Annotated in this window: 20 protein-coding genes; 8 read left to right on the forward strand and 12 right to left on the reverse strand. The window is 67.3% G+C overall.

Translation table 11 applies throughout. The features are described from left to right. The first annotated feature begins 84 nt into the window (after window positions 1-84). The 3 genes from guaB to UAA55_RS21165 all read left to right on the forward strand — a co-directional run bounded on the left by guaB (window position 85) and on the right by UAA55_RS21165 (window position 3773). Window positions 85-1560, forward strand: a complete 1476-nt coding sequence (gene guaB / locus UAA55_RS21155; protein ID WP_322955159.1) for an IMP dehydrogenase — start codon at window positions 85-87, stop codon at window positions 1558-1560. A 104-nt stretch (window positions 1561-1664) separates the two neighbouring features. After that, the gene (locus tag UAA55_RS21160; RefSeq protein WP_322955160.1) at window positions 1665-3056 is read left to right on the forward strand and encodes an RsmB/NOP family class I SAM-dependent RNA methyltransferase; all 1392 of its coding nucleotides are present in this window, start codon (window positions 1665-1667) and stop codon (window positions 3054-3056) included. Between the two features lie 132 nt (window positions 3057-3188). After that, window positions 3189-3773, forward strand: a complete 585-nt coding sequence (locus tag UAA55_RS21165) for a GNAT family N-acetyltransferase (protein WP_322955161.1) — start codon at window positions 3189-3191, stop codon at window positions 3771-3773. A 10-nt stretch (window positions 3774-3783) separates the two neighbouring features. Here UAA55_RS21165 and UAA55_RS21170 read toward each other — a convergent pair whose 3' ends face one another. Continuing rightward, entirely contained in the window at window positions 3784-4470 is a 687-nt protein-coding gene (locus UAA55_RS21170; RefSeq protein ID WP_322955163.1) for a GNAT family N-acetyltransferase, read from the reverse strand. Between the two features lie 65 nt (window positions 4471-4535). Then, a complete protein-coding gene (locus UAA55_RS21175) occupies window positions 4536-5534 on the reverse strand; it encodes an alpha/beta hydrolase (RefSeq protein ID WP_322955164.1) in 999 nt (332 codons plus the stop codon). A 192-nt stretch (window positions 5535-5726) separates the two neighbouring features. Between UAA55_RS21175 and guaA the strand changes: the two genes are divergently transcribed. Then, window positions 5727-7289, forward strand: coding sequence for a glutamine-hydrolyzing GMP synthase (gene guaA / locus UAA55_RS21180; protein WP_322955165.1), 1563 nt, complete (start codon window positions 5727-5729; stop codon window positions 7287-7289). A gap of 450 nt (window positions 7290-7739) precedes the next feature. Here guaA and UAA55_RS21185 read toward each other — a convergent pair whose 3' ends face one another. From UAA55_RS21185 to UAA55_RS21195, 3 genes are all read right to left on the reverse strand, one after another. Beyond that, complete coding sequence (locus UAA55_RS21185) at window positions 7740-8372, reverse strand: class I SAM-dependent methyltransferase (protein ID WP_322955167.1); 633 nt, start codon at window positions 8370-8372, stop codon at window positions 7740-7742. Window positions 8373-8457: 85 nt separating this feature from the next. Next, window positions 8458-8907, reverse strand: a complete 450-nt coding sequence (locus tag UAA55_RS21190; RefSeq protein ID WP_322955168.1) for a nuclear transport factor 2 family protein — start codon at window positions 8905-8907, stop codon at window positions 8458-8460. Window positions 8908-8938: 31 nt separating this feature from the next. Further along, complete coding sequence (locus UAA55_RS21195) at window positions 8939-9688, reverse strand: SDR family NAD(P)-dependent oxidoreductase (RefSeq protein ID WP_322955169.1); 750 nt, start codon at window positions 9686-9688, stop codon at window positions 8939-8941. 213 nt (window positions 9689-9901) lie between these two features. On the opposite strand from UAA55_RS21195, the gene UAA55_RS21200 reads away from it, so the two are divergent. Next, window positions 9902-10798 carry a LysR family transcriptional regulator gene (locus UAA55_RS21200; RefSeq protein WP_322955171.1) on the forward strand — a complete coding sequence of 299 codons (897 nt, stop codon included), beginning with the start codon at window positions 9902-9904 and terminating at the stop codon, window positions 10796-10798. Window positions 10799-10964: 166 nt separating this feature from the next. On the opposite strand, the gene UAA55_RS21205 is transcribed toward UAA55_RS21200, so the two are convergent. Both UAA55_RS21205 and UAA55_RS21210 read right to left on the reverse strand, forming a co-directional pair. Beyond that, window positions 10965-12698, reverse strand: a complete 1734-nt coding sequence (locus UAA55_RS21205; RefSeq protein ID WP_322957736.1) for a phytoene desaturase family protein — start codon at window positions 12696-12698, stop codon at window positions 10965-10967. After that, complete coding sequence (locus tag UAA55_RS21210) at window positions 12653-13852, reverse strand: aromatic ring-hydroxylating oxygenase subunit alpha (protein ID WP_322955173.1); 1200 nt, start codon at window positions 13850-13852, stop codon at window positions 12653-12655. The genes UAA55_RS21205 and UAA55_RS21210 overlap by 46 nt, the downstream gene beginning before the upstream one ends. A 131-nt stretch (window positions 13853-13983) precedes the next feature. Here UAA55_RS21210 and UAA55_RS21215 point away from each other — a divergent pair, with 131 nt between their 5' ends. Further along, complete coding sequence (locus UAA55_RS21215; protein ID WP_322955174.1) at window positions 13984-14622, forward strand: TetR/AcrR family transcriptional regulator; 639 nt, start codon at window positions 13984-13986, stop codon at window positions 14620-14622. On the opposite strand, the gene UAA55_RS21220 is transcribed toward UAA55_RS21215, so the two are convergent. The 5 genes from UAA55_RS21220 to UAA55_RS21240 all read right to left on the reverse strand — a co-directional run bounded on the left by UAA55_RS21220 (window position 14601) and on the right by UAA55_RS21240 (window position 18024). Beyond that, window positions 14601-15899, reverse strand: coding sequence for an amino acid permease (locus UAA55_RS21220; RefSeq protein ID WP_322955176.1), 1299 nt, complete (start codon window positions 15897-15899; stop codon window positions 14601-14603). The two genes, UAA55_RS21215 and UAA55_RS21220, sit on opposite strands and share 22 nt — an antisense overlap. A gap of 132 nt (window positions 15900-16031) precedes the next feature. Further along, window positions 16032-16307: a hypothetical protein gene (locus tag UAA55_RS31380; RefSeq protein ID WP_416235216.1), complete on the reverse strand. Its 276-nt coding sequence runs from the start codon at window positions 16305-16307 to the stop codon at window positions 16032-16034. Between the two features lie 25 nt (window positions 16308-16332). Beyond that, entirely contained in the window at window positions 16333-17163 is an 831-nt protein-coding gene (locus tag UAA55_RS21230) for a hypothetical protein (RefSeq protein WP_322955177.1), read from the reverse strand. Continuing rightward, a complete protein-coding gene (locus tag UAA55_RS21235; RefSeq protein ID WP_322955178.1) occupies window positions 17163-17384 on the reverse strand; it encodes a thioredoxin domain-containing protein in 222 nt (73 codons plus the stop codon). The genes UAA55_RS21230 and UAA55_RS21235 overlap by 1 nt, the downstream gene beginning before the upstream one ends. A gap of 214 nt (window positions 17385-17598) precedes the next feature. Continuing rightward, a complete protein-coding gene (locus UAA55_RS21240; protein ID WP_322955180.1) occupies window positions 17599-18024 on the reverse strand; it encodes a response regulator in 426 nt (141 codons plus the stop codon). 426 nt (window positions 18025-18450) lie between these two features. Between UAA55_RS21240 and nifH the strand changes: the two genes are divergently transcribed. Both nifH and nifD read left to right on the forward strand, forming a co-directional pair. Then, the gene (gene nifH, locus UAA55_RS21245; protein WP_322955182.1) at window positions 18451-19335 is read left to right on the forward strand and encodes a nitrogenase iron protein; all 885 of its coding nucleotides are present in this window, start codon (window positions 18451-18453) and stop codon (window positions 19333-19335) included. Window positions 19336-19423: 88 nt separating this feature from the next. After that, window positions 19424-20923 (forward strand): nitrogenase molybdenum-iron protein alpha chain, encoded by a 1500-nt coding sequence (nifD, locus tag UAA55_RS21250; RefSeq protein WP_322955184.1) that lies wholly within the window; start codon window positions 19424-19426, stop codon window positions 20921-20923. Window positions 20924-20935: the final 12 nt, after the last annotated feature.

Genomic DNA, 20935 nt, shown 5'->3' on the forward strand with positions numbered 1-20935 from the left:
GGGGGCGGACGGGTCGTCCCATACCCGTATCTGACGCCCGGGCCCGCCTACGTCCCATGGCCGGCCCGACTAGGGAGATGGTTCATGACCCGTGCGCTCCAAATCCGCGAAGCCCTGACCTTCGACGACGTCCTGCTGGAGCCCGCGGCGTCCAGTGTGATGCCGGCCGAGGTGGACACCCGCACGCGGCTGACCAAGACCATCGAACTGGGCATTCCCCTGATGTCCGCCGCCATGGACACCGTGACGGAATCGGCCCTGGCCATCGCCATGGCCCAGGCCGGCGGCATGGGCGTCGTCCATCGCAACATGGACATCGAGCGCCAGGCGGAGGAAGTGCGCAAGGTGAAGCGTTTCGAGTCCGGCATGGTGGTCAACCCCATCACCATCGCGGCCGACGCGACCCTGGCCGACGCCCTGGGCCTGATGGCCCGCTACCGCATCTCCGGCATCCCGGTGGTGGAGAACGGAGGTGCCGGCAAGCTGGTCGGCATCCTGACGAACCGCGACGTGCGCTTCGCCACCAACCCGCACCAGCCCGTGTCGGAGCTGATGACGCACCAGAACCTGATCACCGTGCGCGAAGGGGTGGGCAAGGACGAGGCCAAGCGCCTGCTGCACACCAACCGCATCGAGAAGCTGCTGGTGGTGGACGACAGCTACCGCTGCATCGGCCTGATCACGGTGAAGGACATCGAGAAGGCGCAGTCGCACCCCAACGCCTGCAAGGATGAGAAGGGCCGCCTGCGTGTGGCCGCCGCCACCGGCACCGGCCCGGACGGCCTGGCCCGTGCCGAGGCCCTGTTCGATGCCCAGGTTGACGTGCTGGTGGTCGACACCGCCCATGGCCACTCCAGCAAGGTGGCCGACCAGGTGCGCGCCGCCCGCGCCCTGTCGAACTACACCCAGGTCATCGCCGGCAACGTCGCCACCGGTGACGCCGCCCGCGCCCTGATCGACGCCGGCGCGGACGCCATCAAGGTGGGCATCGGTCCCGGGTCCATCTGCACCACCCGCATCGTCGCCGGCGTGGGCGTGCCCCAGCTGACCGCCGTGATGGACGTGGTCGACGCCTGCCGTGAGCGCGGCATCCCCGTCATCGCCGACGGCGGCATCAAGTACTCCGGCGACCTGGCCAAGGCCATCGCCGCCGGTGCCGACGTCGCCATGCTGGGCAGCATGTTCGCCGGCACGGACGAAAGCCCGGGCGAGGTCATCCTGTACCAGGGCCGCAGCTACAAGAGCTATCGCGGCATGGGCTCGGTGGGCGCCATGGCCCGCGGTTCCGCCGACCGCTACTTCCAGGCCGAGGTCACCAACACTCTGAAGCTGGTGCCCGAGGGCGTGGAAGGCCGCGTGCCGTACAAGGGCCCGGTGGGCAGCGTGATCCACCAGCTGGTGGGCGGCCTGCGCGCCGCCATGGGCTACACCGGCAACGCCACCTTGGCCGACATGCAGCAGAACTGCCGCTTCGTGCGCATCACCAACGCGGGCCTGCGCGAAAGCCATGTCCACGACATCCAGATCACCAACGAGTCGCCGAACTACCGTCCGGGTTGATTTCCGGCGGCGTCGCGCCTTGATATTCGGAGCCGGCTGCGTTCAATGCGAACCGCAGCCGGCTCTGTTGTTTTTAGACCGCTCCAGAAAGAAGAAGTTCCGCGATGACTCCGACCGCCCGCCTGCAGGCGGCCATCGACCTTCTGGCGGAGGTGCTGGCAACGCCGCGTCCCGCCGATGCCGTGGCCAGCGCCTTTTTCCGCGCCCGCCGCTACATCGGCGCCAAGGACCGCACTGACGTGGCCGAGAAGGTCTACGGCATCTTGCGGCGCTGGGCCCGGCTGCACTGGTGGCTGAGCCGGTCAGGCTATGGTGGAGAGGGCCAGCCGGCGGTGGATGCCCGCGCCCTGCTGATCGCCGATGAGCTGCTGACCCGGGGCCGCAGCGCCTCTTCCGTGGCGGAGCATTTCAACGGCGGCAAGTTCGCGCCGGCACCGCTGGAGGCGCATGAGCGCGCCCTGATCCAGGCGCTGGAGACCCACACGCTGGATCATCCGCAGCAGCCCGACGCCGTGGTGGCGGAGGTGCCGGACTGGGCGGCGGATACCCTGCGCAACGCCCTGGGCGAGCGTTTCGTGCCGGAGATGCAGGCCATGCTGGGGGCGGCCCCCATGGATCTGCGGGTGAACCCGGTGAAGGGCACGCGGGAGCAGGCGCTGGCGGCCTTGGCCAAGGCCGGCGTGCAGGCGGAGCCGACCAAGATCTCCGCCCTGGGCATCCGGGTGCGCAACCGCTTCCCCATCGCCACGCTGAAGGCCTTCCAGGACGGCCTGCTGGAAATCCAGGACGAGGGCTCGCAGCTGGTGGCCTTCGCCGCCAATCCGCAGCCGGGCCAGCAGGTGGTGGACTTCTGCGCCGGCGCCGGCGGCAAGACGCTGGCCATCGCCGCCATGATGAACAACAAGGGCCGTGTCGTCGCCTGCGACGTGCTGGACGGCCGGCTGAAGCGCGCGCAGGAGCGGTTCCGCCGGGCCGGCCTGCACAACATCGAGACGCGGCCTATCAAGTCGGCCCGCGATCCCTGGGTGAAGCGGCACAAGGGCCGCTTCGACCGCGTGGTGGTGGACGCGCCCTGCAGCGGCACCGGCACCTGGCGCCGCAACCCGGACGCCCGCTGGCGCCAGCTGGGCCCTGGCCTGTCGGAGCTGCTGCCGCTGCAGGCGGAAATCCTGGACAGCGCCGCCCGCCTGGTGCGCCCGGGTGGCCGCCTGGTCTACGCCACCTGCTCCCTGCTGCCGGAGGAGAACCAGGACCAGGTGACCGGCTTCCTGGCCGGCCATCCGGACTTCACCCTGCTGCCCATCACCGAGGCCTGGCCCGAGGGCATGGGCATCCCGCCCAGCACCAACGGCATGCTGTCGCTGTCCCCGGCCCGCCATGACACCGACGGCTTCTTCGCCGCCGTCATGGTGCGCAAGGAGGCCGCCGCCGGTACCGTCGCCGCTGACGAGCCGGAAGGGGTGGAAGAGGCGGGCGAGGACGCCGCCGAGGCCTGACCACCCGCCCGGTCCCGCCCTCTCGCCACCATCCTTGTTCCATTTGGGTTCCGTTTGGCGCGTCCCCCTCTGGCGGGGCGCGCGCTTCTGCGGCAGGATGGTGGGGACGGTAACGGGAACGAGGGGCGGCGCATGGCTCACGGTTCGGCGGAAATCGGTTTGGTGCGGCCTGCCACCGTGGCGGACGCCGCGGCCATCGCCCGCGTCCATGTCGCCAGCTGGCGCACGACCTATCCGGGGCAATTGCCTGACGATTACCTGGTGGGCTTGTCGCCCGAGGCGCATGCCTCGCGCTGGCGCGGCTTGCTGGCCGGGCGCCAGCGCCGCACCTTCGTCGCCATGGGGGAGAACATCGCCGCCGACGGCCTGCCGGCCACGGGCGTGGTGGGCTTCGCCACCTGCGGGCCCCAGCGCACCGACATGCGGGGGTATGAGGGTGAATTCTACGCCATCTACCTCTACGACCACGCCCAGAACCAGGGCCACGGCCGCCGCCTGATGGCCGCCATGGCGACCGAACTGATGAGTTCCGGTATGCGCTCCGCCTGCGTCTGGGTGCTGCGCGACAACCCCGCCCGCTGGTTCTATGAGCGCTTAGGGGGAAGTCGTCTGGCGGAACAGCCCATCACCTTCGCCGGCGCCCGCCTGACCGAGGTCGCCTACGGCTGGCTGGACCTGGCGCCACTCGCCCGGCTGTCGTCGTACAGCGAGGGGTGAGTGGTTAGGATCAGAGCCGCCGTAATACGATGAAGTGCACAGCCCGCCGCACACGGAAGCCCAGCTTCTCATAGACCCGCTTGGCGCCCTCGTTCTCGGTCTTGACGTGCAGGAAGGGTGTGTCGCCCTCCGCGACGATACCGGCGGCAACGGCGCTGACCAGGGCCAAGGCCAGTCCCCGGCCCCGGAAATCCGGATCGGTGCAGACGGCGCTGACCTCGCGCAAGCCGCGCAGGCGCATGCGCTGGCCGGTCATGGCCATCAGCCGCCCGTCCGGGCTGCGCAGGCCGTAATAGGCACCCATGCGGATGGTGCCGTCCAGGAAGGGCCCGGGCTCCGTCCGCTTGGCCAAGTCCACCATGTCGGGCACGTCGTCGGTGGTCAGGCGGATCAGAGGTATCGCGGGCTGCGGTGTCAGGGTCTCGCACACCATCTGGTCCACCTCCCGTGCGCGCAGCACCTGCCAGTCGCCGGGCGGGATGTCGAGGGCCGCCGGGCTGACCAGGCCGATGCCCCGGCCCGCCGGCACCAGGGCCGCCAGGTCGGCCAGCGCCGCCGGGGAGGGCTCGCCCAGGCCGGCGAGGGGGGAGATGTCATCCTGATAGCGCGCGGCCAGGCTATGGACCCGCCCCAGGGACTGGTGGGCGGTGGTCAGCGCGTTCCAGACGGGATTGTCGAGCAGGCTCAGGTCGGCCAAGGCGTGTCCCCCAATCGGTTTCGCTATGGATGGGGATAGTCCCGCCCGGGTGCAAGGGGCGGTTGCTAATTCCCCGGCGCCGCCTTGTGGATGAAGCCGGTGATGGCGTCCATGACGCCGGGCGCCAGGGGGAGCGTAGGGTCGGCGTATGTGGCGATGTTGGCCTTGGGCTCGGCCGGTGCTGCCTTCAGCATGTGGTTGGCGCCGGGGATGAGGGCCAGGGTGGCGGCCGGCTGCGCCTGCGCCAGCAGGCGGGCGTCCTCGACCGTCACCTGCAGGTCGGTGTCGCCTTGCAGCACCAGCAGCGGCACCGTCAGGGCGGCGGCCGCCTGCGTCGGGCTGGTGGCCCCCTGGGAGATGACATAGGGCTGGATGGCGGGGCGGTAGAGCACCTGCAGGACCGGCGGCACGTCGTCCACCGTGCGGCCTTCCTTCAGCGCGGCCTCGATCGCCGCCACCTTGTCCAGGATGGCCGGCGGCGCGCCCCGGTCGCGGATCTGCTGCAGGCGGATATCGCGGAAGGGCCGCCCGGCGCCGGCCAGCGACAGCACGCCGCAGACGGGCACTTTCTCCTTGGCCAGTTGCGCCGCCGCCAGGGTGGCGATGGTCGCCCCCTCCGAATGGCCCAGCAGCATGACGCAGCGCACCTGGGGTTGGCGCGCGAGATAGCGGGCCCAGGCCGCCATGTCATCGACATAGGTCGAGAAGCGCAGCTTGTCCTCGCTGGGGCAGGCGGCGGCACTCCTGGCGATGCAGCGCTTGTCCACCCGCAGGCTGGCGACGCCCTTGGCGGCCAGCCCTTGGGCGATCAGCTTCAGCACATTGCCGCGCACCGTCAGGATGGTGGAATTGCCGTCGCGGTCCGAGGGGCCGGACCCCGCCTGCATCAGCACCGCCACCCCACCCTTCCAGTTCGCCGGCCGCATCAGGGAGCCGTACAGGGACGAACCGCCGCCGCTCTCCAGGCTGACTTCGGTATCGGACGTGTCGGGGGATTGGGCCAATGCCGTCGGCGCCGTGAGGATCAGGGCGGCGGCCAGCAAACGACGGAGGAGGGGACGCATGGATGCTCCACGGGAAAGGCTATAGTTCGTTATTTAGCAAAATAACAAATCAAAGTCCAGCCGGTCAAGTCCGGCCGGTCGTTCTCCCGCGTTCGGCGCGGGGGCCCCTTGCCTGTCCAACGCTTGCCGTGCCGGGGTGCCTTGGACTAGCGTGCGGCCACCCTCGCAACCCCCAATGATAGGGATAAGCCCATGGCCACAGAGACGACGTCCGATCGGGTCCTCATTCTCGATTTCGGGTCGCAGGTGACCCAGCTCATCGCCCGTCGGGTGCGCGAGGCGGGGGTGTATTGCGAGATCCACCCCTATTCCATGAGCGAGGCGGCCATCCAGGCCTATGGGCCCAAGGCCATCATCCTGTCGGGCAGCCCGGCCTCGGTGACGGAAGAGGCCAGCCCGCGCGCGCCCGGCATCGTCTTCACCGCTGGCGTGCCCGTGCTGGGCATCTGCTATGGCCAGCAGACGATGTGCGAGCAGCTGGGCGGCAAGGTCGAGCCGGGCGAGACCCGGGAGTTCGGCCGCGCCTTCGTCGATGTGAAGGAGCCTTGCGCCCTGTTCGAGGGCGTGTGGCAGGTGGGCGCGCGCGAGCAGGTGTGGATGAGCCACGGCGACCGCGTCGCCAAGCTGCCGGACGGCTTCCGCATCGTGGCGACCAGCGAGGGCGCGCCCTACGCCATCATCGCCGACGACAGCCGCCGCTTCTATGCCGTGCAGTTCCATCCGGAGGTGGTGCACACCCCGCACGGCGACGCGCTGATCCGCAATTTCCTGTTCTCCGTCTCCGGCCTGTCGGGCAGCTGGACCATGGCCGCCTTCAAGGCCCAGGCCATCGAGAAGATCCGCGCCCAGGTCGGCACCGGCAAGGTCATCTGCGGCCTGTCCGGCGGCGTCGACAGCTCCGTCGCCGCCGTGCTGATCCATGAGGCCATCGGCGACCAACTGACCTGCATCTTCGTCGACACCGGCCTGATGCGCGCCGGTGAGGCGGATGAGGTGGTGACGCTGTTCCGCGACCACTACAACATCCCGCTGGTGCATGTGGACGCGGCCGACCTGTTCCTGGGCAAGCTGGCCGGCGTCAGCGACCCGGAGGTGAAGCGCAAGACCATCGGCGCCACCTTCATCGAGATCTTCGATGCCGAGGCCAAGAAGATCGGCGGCGCCGGCTTCCTGGCCCAGGGCACGCTGTACCCCGACGTGATCGAAAGCGTCAGCTTCACCGGCGGCCCCAGCGTCACCATCAAGTCGCACCACAATGTGGGCGGTTTGCCGGAGCGCATGAACCTGAAGCTGGTGGAGCCGCTGCGCGAGCTGTTCAAGGACGAGGTGCGCCGCCTGGGCGTGGAGCTGGGCCTGCCCAAGGCCTTCATCGGCCGCCATCCCTTCCCGGGCCCTGGCCTGGCCATCCGCATTCCTGGCGAGATCACGCCGGAGAAGCTGGAGATCCTGCGCAAGGCCGACACGGTCTACCTGGAGGAAATCCGCAGCGCCGGCCTGTACGATGTGATTTGGCAGGCCTTCGCCGTGCTGCTGCCGGTGCGCACCGTCGGCGTGATGGGCGACGGCCGCTCCTACGACTACGCCTGCGCGCTGCGCGCCGTGACCTCCGTCGACGGCATGACCGCCGACTACTACCCCTTCAGCCACGAGTTCCTGGGCCGCGTGGCCACCCGCATCATCAACGAGGTGCGCGGCATCAACCGCGTGACCTACGACATCACCAGCAAGCCGCCGGGCACCATCGAGTGGGAGTGAGGGGCGTATCGCGGGATAGTGTCGGATAGTAGAGGACACTCGAGCGATCCTGGGCCATCGATAGCAGTCGATAAATTCTAGGTGACCGGCAGATCTGCCGCTCTCCCGGCGTCTCCCGCTCTTCGAAAGGCGCCCATACGCCGTCAGGCGCACCCCGACCTTCGCGACTTTGTGGCATTCAAAATATTTGGTCGCGCGCTGCTCAAAGAAGTAAGCGCGCGACCGCTTCTCGGCGTCGATCATCCGCTTGCGAGAGCTGATCTCATACGCGCGGCATTTGATCGTGACCGCTCAAATGCCCCCTCAGTCGCCGGGCGCCAGCATCCGCTGACGTGGCTATCCTCGCTCCGCTCCTGCGGTGCTCGCTCCGGCGGACGCGGTCGCGTCCTACAGCGGCACGAGTTCACAATCTCGTGCCGCTGGTATCATTGCGGCGGAAATGACTTACTGTCAGGGCTTCACAAACCGATAGACGAAACGATCTGTCTCGCCCTTGACCGTGGGATCGAACACCCTGATCGAGTGCGGATCGTCCTTGTTCGCAAGCAAGGTGCTTACCGCATCCAGCACGAAGCCGGCCGCCTCGACCTCTTCGCGGACGGTCGCAGGGTCGATCCGGTGCAGCGACTGGGTATCGCTCGTGCCCGATCCAGCGGCGGCGGCATGGTCGATGATGACGTAGCGCCCACCGGGCTTCAGCTGTTCGTAGACGGCTCGATTGAACGCGTCCGCCGTCGCGCCCTTGTCCTGGATCAGCGCGGTGTGGAGATCGTGATAGAACAGGTGCATCCACAGGATATCCGCGGGCGGCGTGGCCTCCGGCATCGTGACGAGGTTCGCCGAGACGGCGTCGACGTTCTCCCGGCCCGGCTCCTTCGCGAGCGTTCGCATAAGGCCGACCGGATCGTTCTTGAAGTGGGCGACTTCGGCCGGCACGAAGCTGTAGACCCGACCTTCGGGTCCCACGACGTCGGAGAAGAGGCGGGTCCAGTCGCCGTCGCCCGGGTAAACGTCGATGACGGTGGAGCCCGCATCGATGCGGGCGAACCGGATCAACTCGGATTGCTTGGCTTGGTCGTACATCGGAATCTCCGTTACGATTGGGCATTCGATGAACGCGCGGCGTGCGAGACGGCGACCCGCGGCTCGATGGGCGTATTCGTAAGCCTTATAAGGCCCGTTGTGCGGCTCTAGATTCGGTGGGCGAGCGCGTCAGGTCCGTGTCCGCCTCGGAAGCCCGCGCCAGTGCTTGCGTGTCGATATACTCCCGGATGCTGACCAGCTTGCCGTCTCGAACCGTGATGGCGAAGATCCAGTCATCCTCGAACGGCTTGTTCGTGGTCTTCACCTTCCCCCTGGCGAAGCCGATCACCAGCACCCGGTCTCCCCGGGCGACGAACTCCCGGGGTTCCGTCGACGTCTCCAGCGACCGGGATGCGGTCTCCAGCAAATTCACCAGGCCCGCGTGTCCGCGGTGCGTTCCGGCCAGCGGCCAATCCTTGCCTGGAATAATCCACTCGATGTCTTCGGCGACCAGCGCCAGCAGAGCCTCCCTGTCACCGCGGCCGATCGCGGCGAAGAAGTCCTTCACGGTCTGGACGTTTTGCTCGGTGGGCATGGGAGGCTCTCCGATCTTGTGTGATGACGGGTCAGACCTGGGCCATGCCTCCATCGACGGCAAGGTCCACGCCGGTGATGTAAGAGCTTTCATCGGAGGCGAGGAACAAGACGGCGGCTGCGATTTCCTCAGGTTTACCTCTGCGACCGAGCGGCACTTGCGAGGCGAAATGAGCGATCGCCTGTTCCACCTGTTCAGCGGTGAGGCCCACCTTCTCCAGAGCCGGAGTTTCGATTGGGCCAGGACTTATGGAATTCACCCGAATCTTCCGATCCTTCAGCTCCATCGTCCAGCCGCGGGCGAAGCAGCGCACGGCTGCCTTGGCAGCGGCGTAGGCGGTAAAGGCTGCATCCCCCCTCACGTTCGCGACTGAAGAGGTCAGGATGATCGAGCCTCCATCTCTGAAGAGGGGAAGGGACTTCTGCACCGTGAAGAACGTTCCCTTGGCGTTTAAGTCGAAGGTCTTGTCGAAATGCGCTTCGGTGGCCGCTACAAGCGGTGCGACCTCACCCCAGCCGGCGTTCGCGAAGAGCACGTCGATGTGACCGTGTTTCTCCTTCACGACGGCATAGAGCCGGTCCAAATCCTCCAGGCGCGTTACGTCGCCCGTGACCGCCGTGACGTTTCTCCCGATCAAGTCTGCGGCTTCTTTCAGCTCTTTCTCTCGTCGGCCAGTAATCACGACGTGCGCACCTTCATCCACGAAGCGTTTAGCCGTTGCCAAGCCAATCCCGCTGTTGCCACCCGTGATGACGGCGACCTTGCCCTCTAGCTTGTTCATAGCCTTCTATCCTTCGATGTGTGTGGTCGGGGAGGTCCCCTGAGCCCTTCCAGATGGGGGCGCCTAAGTCGTTCCATGAGTGTGAAACCACGCACAGCGGTGGTGCGAAAACGAACCGGCGAGATGGCTGACGGCCCAGTTGAACTCGCACTTTTCGCTTTTGCAGGCTAAAAACGGACTTTGAAGGCGCACCGCGCGGCGCGATAATGCACCATGATCGACTGGGATGACGTTCGCTACTTTCTTGCCACCGCGCGCGGGGGATCAGTGCGTACCGCCGCCAGGCGCCTCGGGGTAAACCACGCAACCGTGCTGCGACGCATCGCTCAGCTCGAGGAGCGTCTCGGTGCGCAGATGTTCGAAAAGCTCCCCGCGGGCTATCGCCTGACGCCTGCGGGCGAGGAGGTCCTGGAGCTCGCGAACCAGATGGAAGCCACGTCGCACCAGCTGGAAACGCGTGTCTTCGGGCTTGATCAGGACGTGCGCGGGCTCCTGCGGGTGACACTGCCTCCGTTCCTTGCGACACACCTGCTCATGCCGGATCTCGCCGATTTTGCGGGTGCGTATCCGGACATTGAAATGGAGATCGTGTCGACAGGCGAGGTGGCAAATCTGACCAACCGAGAGGCGGACGTCGCGATCCGCATCGTCTCCGATCGCAAGACCCTGCCGCTCAATCTCCATGGCCTGAAGGGTCCGGAGCTGTTCTCAGGCGTCTATATGTCCCGCGATCGCCTGGCCGCGTGGCGCGCGGGCGCACCGGGTCCCATCCGGCTCATCGTCATCGGCGGTCATGGCGCTCCGGACTGGGCCGGCGAGGGCGAGGTTCGTGTGACAGGCGTTCCATTCAGGGCCCCGGACGCCGACGCGCAGATCGCCGCGGTGCGGCAAGGGATCGGCATGACCAGACTGCCATGTTTTGTCGGAGACACCGATCGCCTACTGACGAGGGTTCCGGGTATCGATCTGAAAACACACCCAACGCTCTGGCTTCTCACTCATGGGGAAACGCGCAAGACGAAGCGCGTGCGGCTCTTCACGGAGTTCATATCCCGCAGGCTCGGCGCCTACGCGCCGCTTCTCGCGGGGCTTTCAATATCGCGCGACTGACGCGCGGCAGGTCGCCGATGGCGCTGGTCGCGCGTATCGCTGTATCGATTACGCGGCCCAATGCAAAATCTCGCGAAGGGCTCATGCGATAGACAGCCTCGTGACGGTCTCTTGGGGAACTGGTCGGAACTGGTGAGGGTCATGTCGGCCGCCCGGGGCCGGGGCGTCAGCCGCCGCGGGTCAGCCGCCGCCGCTTCAAATCGGCGACAATCTCCCGCGCGGCGTTGTGGCCGGGCGCGCCGGTCACGCCGCCGCCGGGGTGGGTGCCGGCGCCGCACATGTACAGGCCCGCCACGGGCGTGCGGTAGTCGGCATGGCCCAGCATGGGGCGGGCGGAGAAGATCTGGTTCAGGTCCAGGGCGCCGTGGAAGATGTCGCCCCCCACCAGGCCGAAGGTGCGTTCCAGATCCAGCGGGCTGTTGATCTGCCGGCCCAGCACCGCGCCTTTGAAATTGGGGGCGTGGCGCGTGACCGTGTCGATCATCAGATCCGCCACCTTTTCCCGGTGATCGTCCCATGAGGAACCATCGGGCAGGGTCGGGGAAACGTGCTGGCAGAACAGGCTGGCCACGTGCTGGCCCGGCGGGGCCAGCGTGGGATCGAGGGTGGAGGGGATCAACACCTCCACAATGGGGTTGGCCGACCAGCCGTCGCGCCGCGCGTCCATGTAGGCGCGGTCCATGTAGTCCAGGCTGGGCGCGATGATGATGCCGGCGGTGTGATGCGGGGCCCGGGCCTTGCCGGGCAGGGCGGTGAAGTCCGGCAGTTCCGACAGCGCCACGTTCATGCGGAAGGTGCCGGAGCCGCAGCGCCAGCCGCTTATGCGATGGTGGAAATCCGCCGGCTGCGCCGCCGGGTCCACCAGCGTGCCGAACAGTAGCTTGGGGTTCAGGTTGGACACCACCACGTCGGCGCGGAAGACGCGGCCGTCGGTGGTGACGGCGCCGGCCGCCCGGCCCTTCTCCACGATGACCTCCTTGACCGGGGCGCTGGTGTGGATCTCCACGCCCAGGGACTGGGCCGACTTGGCCATGGCCTGGGTGATGGCGCCCATGCCGCCGATGGCGTGGCCCCAGGCGCCCTTCTTGCCGTTCACCTCGCCGAAGACGTGGTGCAGCAGCACATAGGCCGAGCCGGGGGTGTAGGGGCTGGCGAAGTTGCCGACGATGCTGTCGAAGCCGTAGGCCGCCTTGATGGGCGCGCTCTCGAACCAGCGGTCCAGGTAATGGCCGGCGGACATGGCGAACAGGTCCAGCAGTTCCCGCTGCAGGTCCAGGCCCAGGCCACGCAGCCGCTGGGCCACGCGCCCGCCCTTTATCAGTTCGGGCAGGGCCGCGAACAGCCCGCCGGACACCACGTTGGGTGGGGTCCGCAGCACCAGGTCGCGCAGCACGTCGGCCACCGCTTCCGTCCGCGCGCCGTAATCGTCCAACCGCTCGGCGTCGCGGATGGAGAACTTGGCGACCTCCTGCTTGGTGATGCCGGCGCCCGTCTTCAGATAGCGGCCATCGTCCAGGGGCAGGAAGTTGGCGACCTCCCGCTCCACCACCGTCAGGCCGTGGCGGGGCAGGTCCAGGTCGCGGATGACCTTGGGGTTCAGCAGCGAGACGGTGTAGGCCGCGACCGAGTTGCGGAATCCGGGGTGGAACTCCTCCGTCACGGCGGCCCCGCCCACCACCGGGCGCTGCTCCAGGACCGTGACCTTCAGCCCGGCCATCGCCAGGTAGGCGGCGCAAACCAGGCCGTTATGCCCGCCCCCGACGATCACGACGTCACGCATGGGTCCGCTTCCTTTCATTTCGCCCTCAATCCGCCTTCGGCTCTCCGGAAAGCTCCGGCGGACGCGGTCGCGTCCTATGACCGCACTGCCGGTTGTGCCGCTTCCCGATGGCGGGACCAGCCGGGGGACGGGGCCTGGGGCAGGCGGCTTTCCGGGATCAGCGCGCGCATGCGGTTGGCGAAGCCGCGCAGGCTGACCTCGTTCAGGCCCAGGGGCCCGGTGGCATAGCTGCTGCCGGTCATGCCGTCCTGCACCCGCTCGATCAACGCCTTGTCCTCCAGGCTGACTTGGCGGTTGATGCGCCAGTTGGCGTAGCGCACGGCCCGCATCTCCCGCCGGTCGTCAGGCAGGACATAGGCGATCTCCCGCACCAGGGTCTCGGTGGGCGAGATGGGCAGCCACTGCATGAAGTCGACCTGGTCCGGGTAGATATCGAAGGCGATGTTGGGCCACAGCTTGAAATAGGTCCACAGCCGCTTGCGCTCCGGCGGCAGGTGGCCCACGTCCGGCAGATAGGTCTGGTAGAACCGCTCCGATCGTGAGATGGACGGTGTGTCGACCAGGGCGCCCCACATCTTGTCCACCCACTCCTTCGCCTCCAGCCCATAGCCTGCGCCGAACAGTCGGGTCAGGCCGGGATGGGCCACGGTGATGTGCAGGCTATCGGAATAATTGTCGCCCACGTTCTTCCAGTTCACCGAGCGTGGCCGCCAGGTGACGCGGCCGAGGGGCGTCAGCTCCTCGAAGCGGTAGGGTGCCAACTCATGCAGGTAGGGCGCCATCATGCGCGCCACCGAAGCCCCGGGGCCGGGGGCCAGGCGAATGAAGATGAAGCCCAGGAATATCTCATGCTCCACCGGGGGCAGGGGATAGTCCGCCATGCTGAATTCCGGGAAGGTCTGGCGGTGGGGCACCCCTAGCAGCGCGCCATCCAGCCCATAGGACCAGGCGTGGTAGGGGCAGACGATACGGCTGCCACAGCGGCCCTTGTCCCCGTCCAGCAGCCGGGCGGCACGGTGGCGGCACACATTATGGAAGGCGCGGATCTGCCCGTCCCGGTCCCGCACCACGGCGATGTTCTCCCCCAGGAAACGGAAGGTGTGATAGTCGCCTGGATCGGGGATGTCGTTCACATGGCAGACGATCTGCCAGGAAGGGCGGAAGATCGCCTCCCGCTCCACCTCGAGGAAGTCCGGGTCGCGATAAATCCAGCCCGGCAGGCTCATCGCCTCTTCCGCCCCGTCCTGCATCCGCGCGACGATGGCTTCGGCCATGGTCTTTCCCTGCTTCGATTGCTGAACGTGTGTAAAGTTATCTGTGGGGGCTGTCAATCGTTCCGTCCGACGCTTGCCCCCGTCGGGCGGGATGCGTCATGAAAGGGGCGCCGCCCATAGGGAACCCGACAATGACGCGACCCGCCCGCAAGTTCAGCCGCATCCAGCCGGAGCTGCGCCGGGAACATCTGGTGGAGGCGGCGCTGCGCTGCCTGGCGGATCATGGGCACGCCGGGGTTTCCGTGCGCAAGATCGCGGCTGAGGCCGGGGTTTCCATTGGCCTGATCAATCACCACTATGACAGCATCGACCAGCTGATCGCCCATGCCTATGAGACGCTGGCCGCCGGCATCTTCAACCGGGTGACGCGCGCCGTCGACCCCACGGCCGGCACGGCGCGGGAGAAATTCAGCGCCTTTTTCCGCGCCTATTTCTCCCCCGATGTCTTCGATCCCAAACTGCTGGGCGTGTGGGTGGTTTTCTGGAGCATGATCCGCCATTCGCCGGCGATCAAAGCCGCCCATGACCGCACCAACGCCGGTTATACCCGGGTGCTGGAAGGATACCTGACGGATCTGGCGGCGGAAAATGGCCAGTCCCCCGCCACCGTCCGCCTGGCGGTGGTGGGCCTGTCGGCGCTGCTGGACGGCATTTGGCTGCAATGGTGCCTGACGCCGGAGCAGGCGTTCACCATCCCCGAGGCCATCGCCGTGGCGGAAAGCTGGATCGACGGCCTGGCCCACGGCGCCTATGGGCGGCTGGCTTCCTGACCACCGCCGGCGGCGTTGCGCAGCATGTACAGCGGCACGCCGATCAGCAGCAGGCCCACGGCCACCAGCAGCGATCGCGCCCCGGTGGTGACCAGCACGCCAATACAGAACAGCATGCCGCCGCCCGCCACCCACAGGTCACGGCCCCGGCCGGGCGACAGGCGCAGCAGGGCGGCGCAGGCGCAGGCGTAGACGATGACGTTCAGCACCACGGCCATGTTGACCACGGTGTCGAACTGCTGTCCCAGGGTGGGCGACATGGTGGCCAGGCAGACCACGCTCATCAGCACCGCCATGAACATCAAATTGCGTACGGGCGCGCCGTGGCGGTTGATGCCCGACAGGGCGCGGGGGAACAGGCCCAGGCGGGCGCCGGCTTCCGCGGTCTCCGCCCCCACCAGCATCCATCCCGCCAGCGTGCCGGCGGCCTTGGCCATGGCGCAGATGGCCAGCAGGCTGCCCGCCATCGGGCCCCAGATGCGGGTGGCCACGTCGGCGAAAGGCGCGGTGGACGTGCGCAACTCCTCCGCGGTCAGCACGCCGGTCAGGGCGGTGCAGGCGGTGATGTAGACCAGGCCGGCGGCGGCGATGCCACCCATGGTGGCGATGGGGACGTTGCGTTCCGGCTGCCGCACCACGGCGGCGACCACGGCGGCGCTCTCCAGCCCCAGGAACGCCCAGATGATGGAGCCCAGCGAGGTGGCGATGGCGCCGCCAGCGGATTGGCCGGTGACGTTCCAGGACGCGACGAAGATTTTGGGATCGAACCACCACCAGCCCAGCACCGCGACCAGCAGCACGGGCGCCAACCCCTGGACCAGGGCCGCCCCCTCGAACCGGGCGGTGAAGCGCACGCCGGCCAGGTTGCCCAGCGACACCGCCCAGATGACGGCCACCGTCGCCAGGGTCAGGATCAGCGGCGCCTTCAAGGCCGGCAGCAGGGCCGCCAGATATCCCGTGACGGCCAGCGCGATGGCGACGTTGCCGAACCAGGTGGACACCCAATAGAGGAAAGCCGCCTGGAAGCCCAGCGGCGCGCCCAGCCCGACGCGGACGTAGCCCGTCAACCCGGCCCCACTGGGGCACAGCGCGCTGAGGCGGGAGCAGACCAGGCCGACCAGCAGGGCGCCCACCAGGACCACCATCCAGCCGACGATGGCGATGGACCCGATCTCCCCCAGGCTGGCCGGCAGCAGGAAGATCCCCGACCCGATCATGTTGCCGGCAACGATGAAGCCCGCCGCCAGCGGGCCGATCTTGGTACGCTCGTCCCGCATGCCCGTTCCTGTTCGTGATGTTCTTGGCCGTCGCCTGTTGGCGCCCTTGGATGGAGCCGCCCGTTTCCGGCGACCACTCCATTCCGGCCCGTCCCAGGGGCGGCGTTGATGGCATCAGGATTGATCGGTCGTTCAGCAATGGCAACGGAAAGTTTTGGCCACCGCATCGGTCGGAAAGGGCCTGGTGACGCGGACGGCCAGTCCTGGCGGTGGGTGGGCGGACTGGCCTGGTCCCTGGCCTTGCAGCAGGCCCGCCAGGCGTTCCTCCCCTAGACGCGTGCGCCGGCGGGACATCCATCGCCGATCGAAGGGCAGGTCGTGGCCGAAGACCTTCTCGGCACAGAAGGGCTGGAAATAAGGGTTTTCCGCCCAGCGAACCGTCAGCACCTTGTCCGGCAGGCTGCGCATGCGCTCTCCCTGCCAAGAGGGCATCTCAGGGGACAGGTACCGGGCGGAATGGCTGCTTGGGCCTGTGCGCCGCCAGGGCCATGCCCACGGCCTGGGCGATGGCTTGGGCGCGGTCGTCGATGCCGGCCCAAACGGCGCCCCGGCCACGGGGATCGACCTCCAGCAGCTTGACGCCGGCGGGCACCTCCGTTCCATCCCGCACCACGCCGCGCAGGATGCCGTCGAAGGGTGCTTGGACGGCGCTTCCCCCCAGGTAGCCGACGACGTAATCCTTGAAGACGCGGGACCCGATTTCCATCGCCGTGTGCCAGCGGCCGGAGACGTCCGAATAGACGAAACGCTCCGCCCCCCGGTTGCCCAGGGGGCGGACGATGCCGTCCGCCGGCGCCGTCGTGCCCTCACGCACCAGGGCGCCCTGCCGGTCGGGTTTGGTCTCGATGGCGAAGTCGCAATTCGCCCCGGCTGTGAAACCGGGGCCCAAGCCGACGGTGACGCGGGCCAGGCGGCGGAGGTCGGGCGTGGTGCTGTATTTCTGCAGCCGGGCGTCGACCAGCAGGTCCAGCGTGCGGATGACGATCAGATCCAACAGGCCCAGTTCGGTGATGGCCACGCCCTGGCGGCGGGCCAGCGCCGCCGCCGCGGCCATGCCGCTCTCCACCCGCTCGGCGGCGATGCCCGCGAGGGTCACGGGATCGTCGAACAGCGCGTCGTGGAACGACATCTTGCGCCGAATGACGGGCGGTGACGGATCATGGGACATGATGACGCCGTACCCCTGCTGATGGAGCCGGATCGCCACCGCCGAGGCGATCTCATTGGTGCCCAGGATGATGGCGTAAGGCGCACGATCGGTCATCACGGCGTTCCGTCGGTTTCGGGAGCGGGGATTCCGGGGGTGGGGCAGGGGCTGTGCGGGTGGGAACAGCCGGTGGGGATGGCGTCCAGGTCGGCCGGCAGGCCCAACCGATCGCGCAAGCCCTCGAATCCGGCGTAGCGCTGGCCCTCCACCTCCGCCAGCGGTCGGCGGATCAGCAGCGGATCGGCCAGCATGCGGGCCAGGGCCGAGGCGGCGTCCATGCCGGCCGGGTCGACGCTTCCCGTCTTGACGGCCGGGGCCGCCGGGTTGAACCAGGAGGCGACGGGCGCTTGGCCGAAGAAACCGCGCAGCCGGCCGCCGTCCAGGGTTCGGCCAACAGGTCGCGGACCAGCACCGTGTGTCCCGCCGCTTCCAGCGCCCGCCGCTGGCGGGCGTTGGTGCGGCAGCCGGGCTTTTCATAGAAGACGATGGTACTCATGCGAGTTGCACCAGCGCGGCGCCGCCGGCGCGGCCCAGCACGGTGTCAACCTTGCGGCGCACCTCCGCCAGGGTCAGCGGCTTGACCAGCGCGCCATGGGCGCCGGCGGCCAGGGCCTGCAGCGCCAGCGCCTCTTCCGCCCGGGCGCAGACGATCAGCACCCGCACGCCGGGGAAGGCGCGCAGGAGGTCGCCCACCAGGGCCGTCCCGCGTTCCGCCAGGAAAGCCGCGCCCAGCAGCACCACGTCGGGTTTCAGCCAGTCCGCGCCCTTGGCATAGGCTTCTTCCGGGGTGGCCAACTCATGCGCCTCGATCTCGTCATGCAGCATGAACTGCAAGGCGGCACGGATGATCTCATCGTGATCCACGATGAAGACCCGCCTCTGGTCCACGGCCTTGGCGGTCTCGACGCCGATCTGCATGGCGCGCCCTTTCGTTTGATGGGCTGCCCATCCCGGGCATCAGGGTGCCCAGAGCAATTTCCGTTCCGTTGGCGCACACGCGCCGAAAGTCCAGGCGGGCCGGGCCTCTCCCACACGGGGCGGGGCGAAGGCGGCTTGTTCCGTTTGCGACAGCCGCACACCCGCTGTCGGGTTCGGCACATCTTTGTCGGATGTGAGGGGGTGATATAAATCGACGCGATATCAATGGGTTGGTGAAAACTCGCCACTTGGCACACCGGTTGCTGAAATGCCGGTCGGCTAGTGAGGGCTGAGTACACGCCTACGCGCTGTCGAGCGATGTGCTCCTTCCCGAAATCCGCGAGCCAGCTTCTGCGAACGAGGATCGCCCCGGCCTCAACCGGGGCATTGGCAATCGGCTCAACAATCGGTTCAAGGAGATCTTGAATGTCGGCTCTTCGGCAAATCGCGTTTTACGGCAAGGGTGGTATCGGCAAGTCCACCACCTCCCAGAACACCCTGGCGGCCCTGGCGGAAATGGGCCACCGCATCCTGATCGTCGGCTGTGACCCCAAGGCGGATTCCACCCGCCTGATCCTGCACGCCAAGGCCCAGGACACCATCCTCAGCCTGGCCGCCGCCGCCGGCAGCGTGGAGGATCTGGAGATCGAGGATGTCATGAAGGTCGGCTACCAGGACATCCGCTGCGTGGAGTCCGGCGGGCCGGAACCGGGCGTGGGCTGCGCCGGCCGCGGCGTCATCACCTCCATCAACTTCCTGGAGGAGAACGGCGCCTACGAGGACATCGACTACGTTTCCTACGATGTGCTGGGCGACGTGGTGTGCGGCGGCTTCGCGATGCCCATCCGCGAGAACAAGGCGCAGGAAATCTACATCGTCATGTCCGGTGAGATGATGGCCATGTACGCGGCCAACAACATCTCCAAGGGCATCCTGAAGTACGCCGTGTCCGGCGGCGTCCGCCTGGGCGGCCTGATCTGCAACGAGCGCCAGACCGACAAGGAACTGGAGCTGGCGGAGAACCTGGCCAAGAAGCTGGGCACCCAGCTGATCTACTTCGTGCCGCGCGACAACATCGTGCAGCACGCGGAACTGCGCCGCATGACGGTGCTGGAATACGCGCCGGACAGCGTCCAGGCCAACCACTACCGTAACCTGGCCACCCGCATCCACAACAACGCCGGCAAGGGCATCATCCCCACCCCCATCACCATGGACGAGCTGGAGGACATGCTGATGGAGCACGGGATCATGAAGGCCGTGGACGAAAGCATGGTCGGCCGGACCGCCGCCCAGCTGGAAATCGCCTGATCGATCATGGCCGCCGGCGCCGCCCGTCCCGTCCCGCATGGCGGGCCGGGCGGCTGCGGCCCCCCCGGGTAAACACGAGGACAACGAAATGAGTATGTCGGAGACGCAGAGCGTTGCGGAGATCAAGGAACGCAACCGGGAATTGATCGCCGAGGTCTTGCAGGTTTACCCGGAGAAGACCGCCAAGCGGCGCGCCAAGCATCTGAACGTGCATGAGGCCGGCAAGTCAGACTGCGGCGTGAAATCCAACCTGAAGTCCATTCCGGGCGTCATGACCATCCGCGGCTGCGCCTACGCCGGGTCCAAGGGCGTGGTGTGGGGCCCCATCAAGGACATGATCCACATCAGCCACGGGCCCGTCGGCTGCGGCCAATATTCCTGGGCCGCGCGACGCAACTACTACATCGGCACCACGGGCATCGACACCTTCGTGACCATGCAGTTCACGTCCGACTTCCAGGAGAAGGACATCGTCTTCGGCGGCGACAAGAAGCTGGCCAAGATCATGGATGAGATCCAGGAGCTGTTCCCCCTGAACAACGGCATCAGCGTCCAGTCGGAATGCCCCATCGGCCTGATCGGGGACGACATCGAGGCCGTGTCCAAGGCCAAATCCAAGGAATACGGCGGCAAGACCATCGTGCCGGTGCGCTGCGAGGGTTTCCGCGGCGTGTCCCAGTCGCTGGGCCACCACGTCGCCAACGACGCCATCCGCGACTGGGTGTTCGACAAGTCGGAAGGCAAGCCCGCCGCCTTCGAGTCCAGCCCCTATGACGTGGCGATCATCGGCGACTACAACATCGGCGGTGACGCCTGGTCGTCCCGCATCCTGCTGGAGGAGATGGGCCTGCGCGTCATCGCCCAGTGGTCGGGCGACGGTACCCTGGCGGAGCTGGAGAACACACCCAAGGCCAAGCTGAACGTCCTGCACTGCTACCGCTCGATGAACTACATCTCGCGGCATATGGAAGAGAAGTACGGGATTCCCTGGTGTGAATACAATTTCTTCGGCCCCAGCAAGATCGCCGAATCCCTGCGCAAGATCGCCAGCTACTTCGATGACAAGATCAAGGAAGGGGCGGAGCGCGTCATCGCCAAGTACCAGGCGCTGGTGGACGACGTCATCGCCAAGTATCGCCCCCGCCTGGAAGGCAAGACGGTGATGCTGTTCGTGGGCGGCCTGCGCCCCCGCCATGTCATCGGCGCCTATGAGGATTTGGGCATGGAGGTCGTGGGCACGGGCTATGAATTCGGCCACAACGACGACTACCAGCGCACGGCCCAGCACTACGTCAAGGACGGCACGCTGATCTACGACGACGTGACGGGGTACGAGTTCGAAAAGTTCGTGGAACGCATCCAACCAGACCTGGTGGGGTCCGGCATCAAGGAGAAATACGTCTTCCAAAAGATGGGCGTGCCTTTCCGCCAGATGCATTCCTGGGACTATTCCGGCCCCTATCACGGCTATGACGGCTTCGCCATCTTCGCCCGCGACATGGACATGGCCATCAACGCCCCCGTCTGGAAGATGGCCAAGGCGCCCTGGAAGGGCAGCGCCCAACCCCGCCTGCTGGCCGCCGAATAAGGCGGCCCGCCC

Origin of the sequence: Nitrospirillum guanabarense, assembly GCF_034653355.1 — a bacterium.
In the GTDB taxonomy this organism is placed as follows: domain Bacteria; phylum Pseudomonadota; class Alphaproteobacteria; order Azospirillales; family Azospirillaceae; genus Nitrospirillum.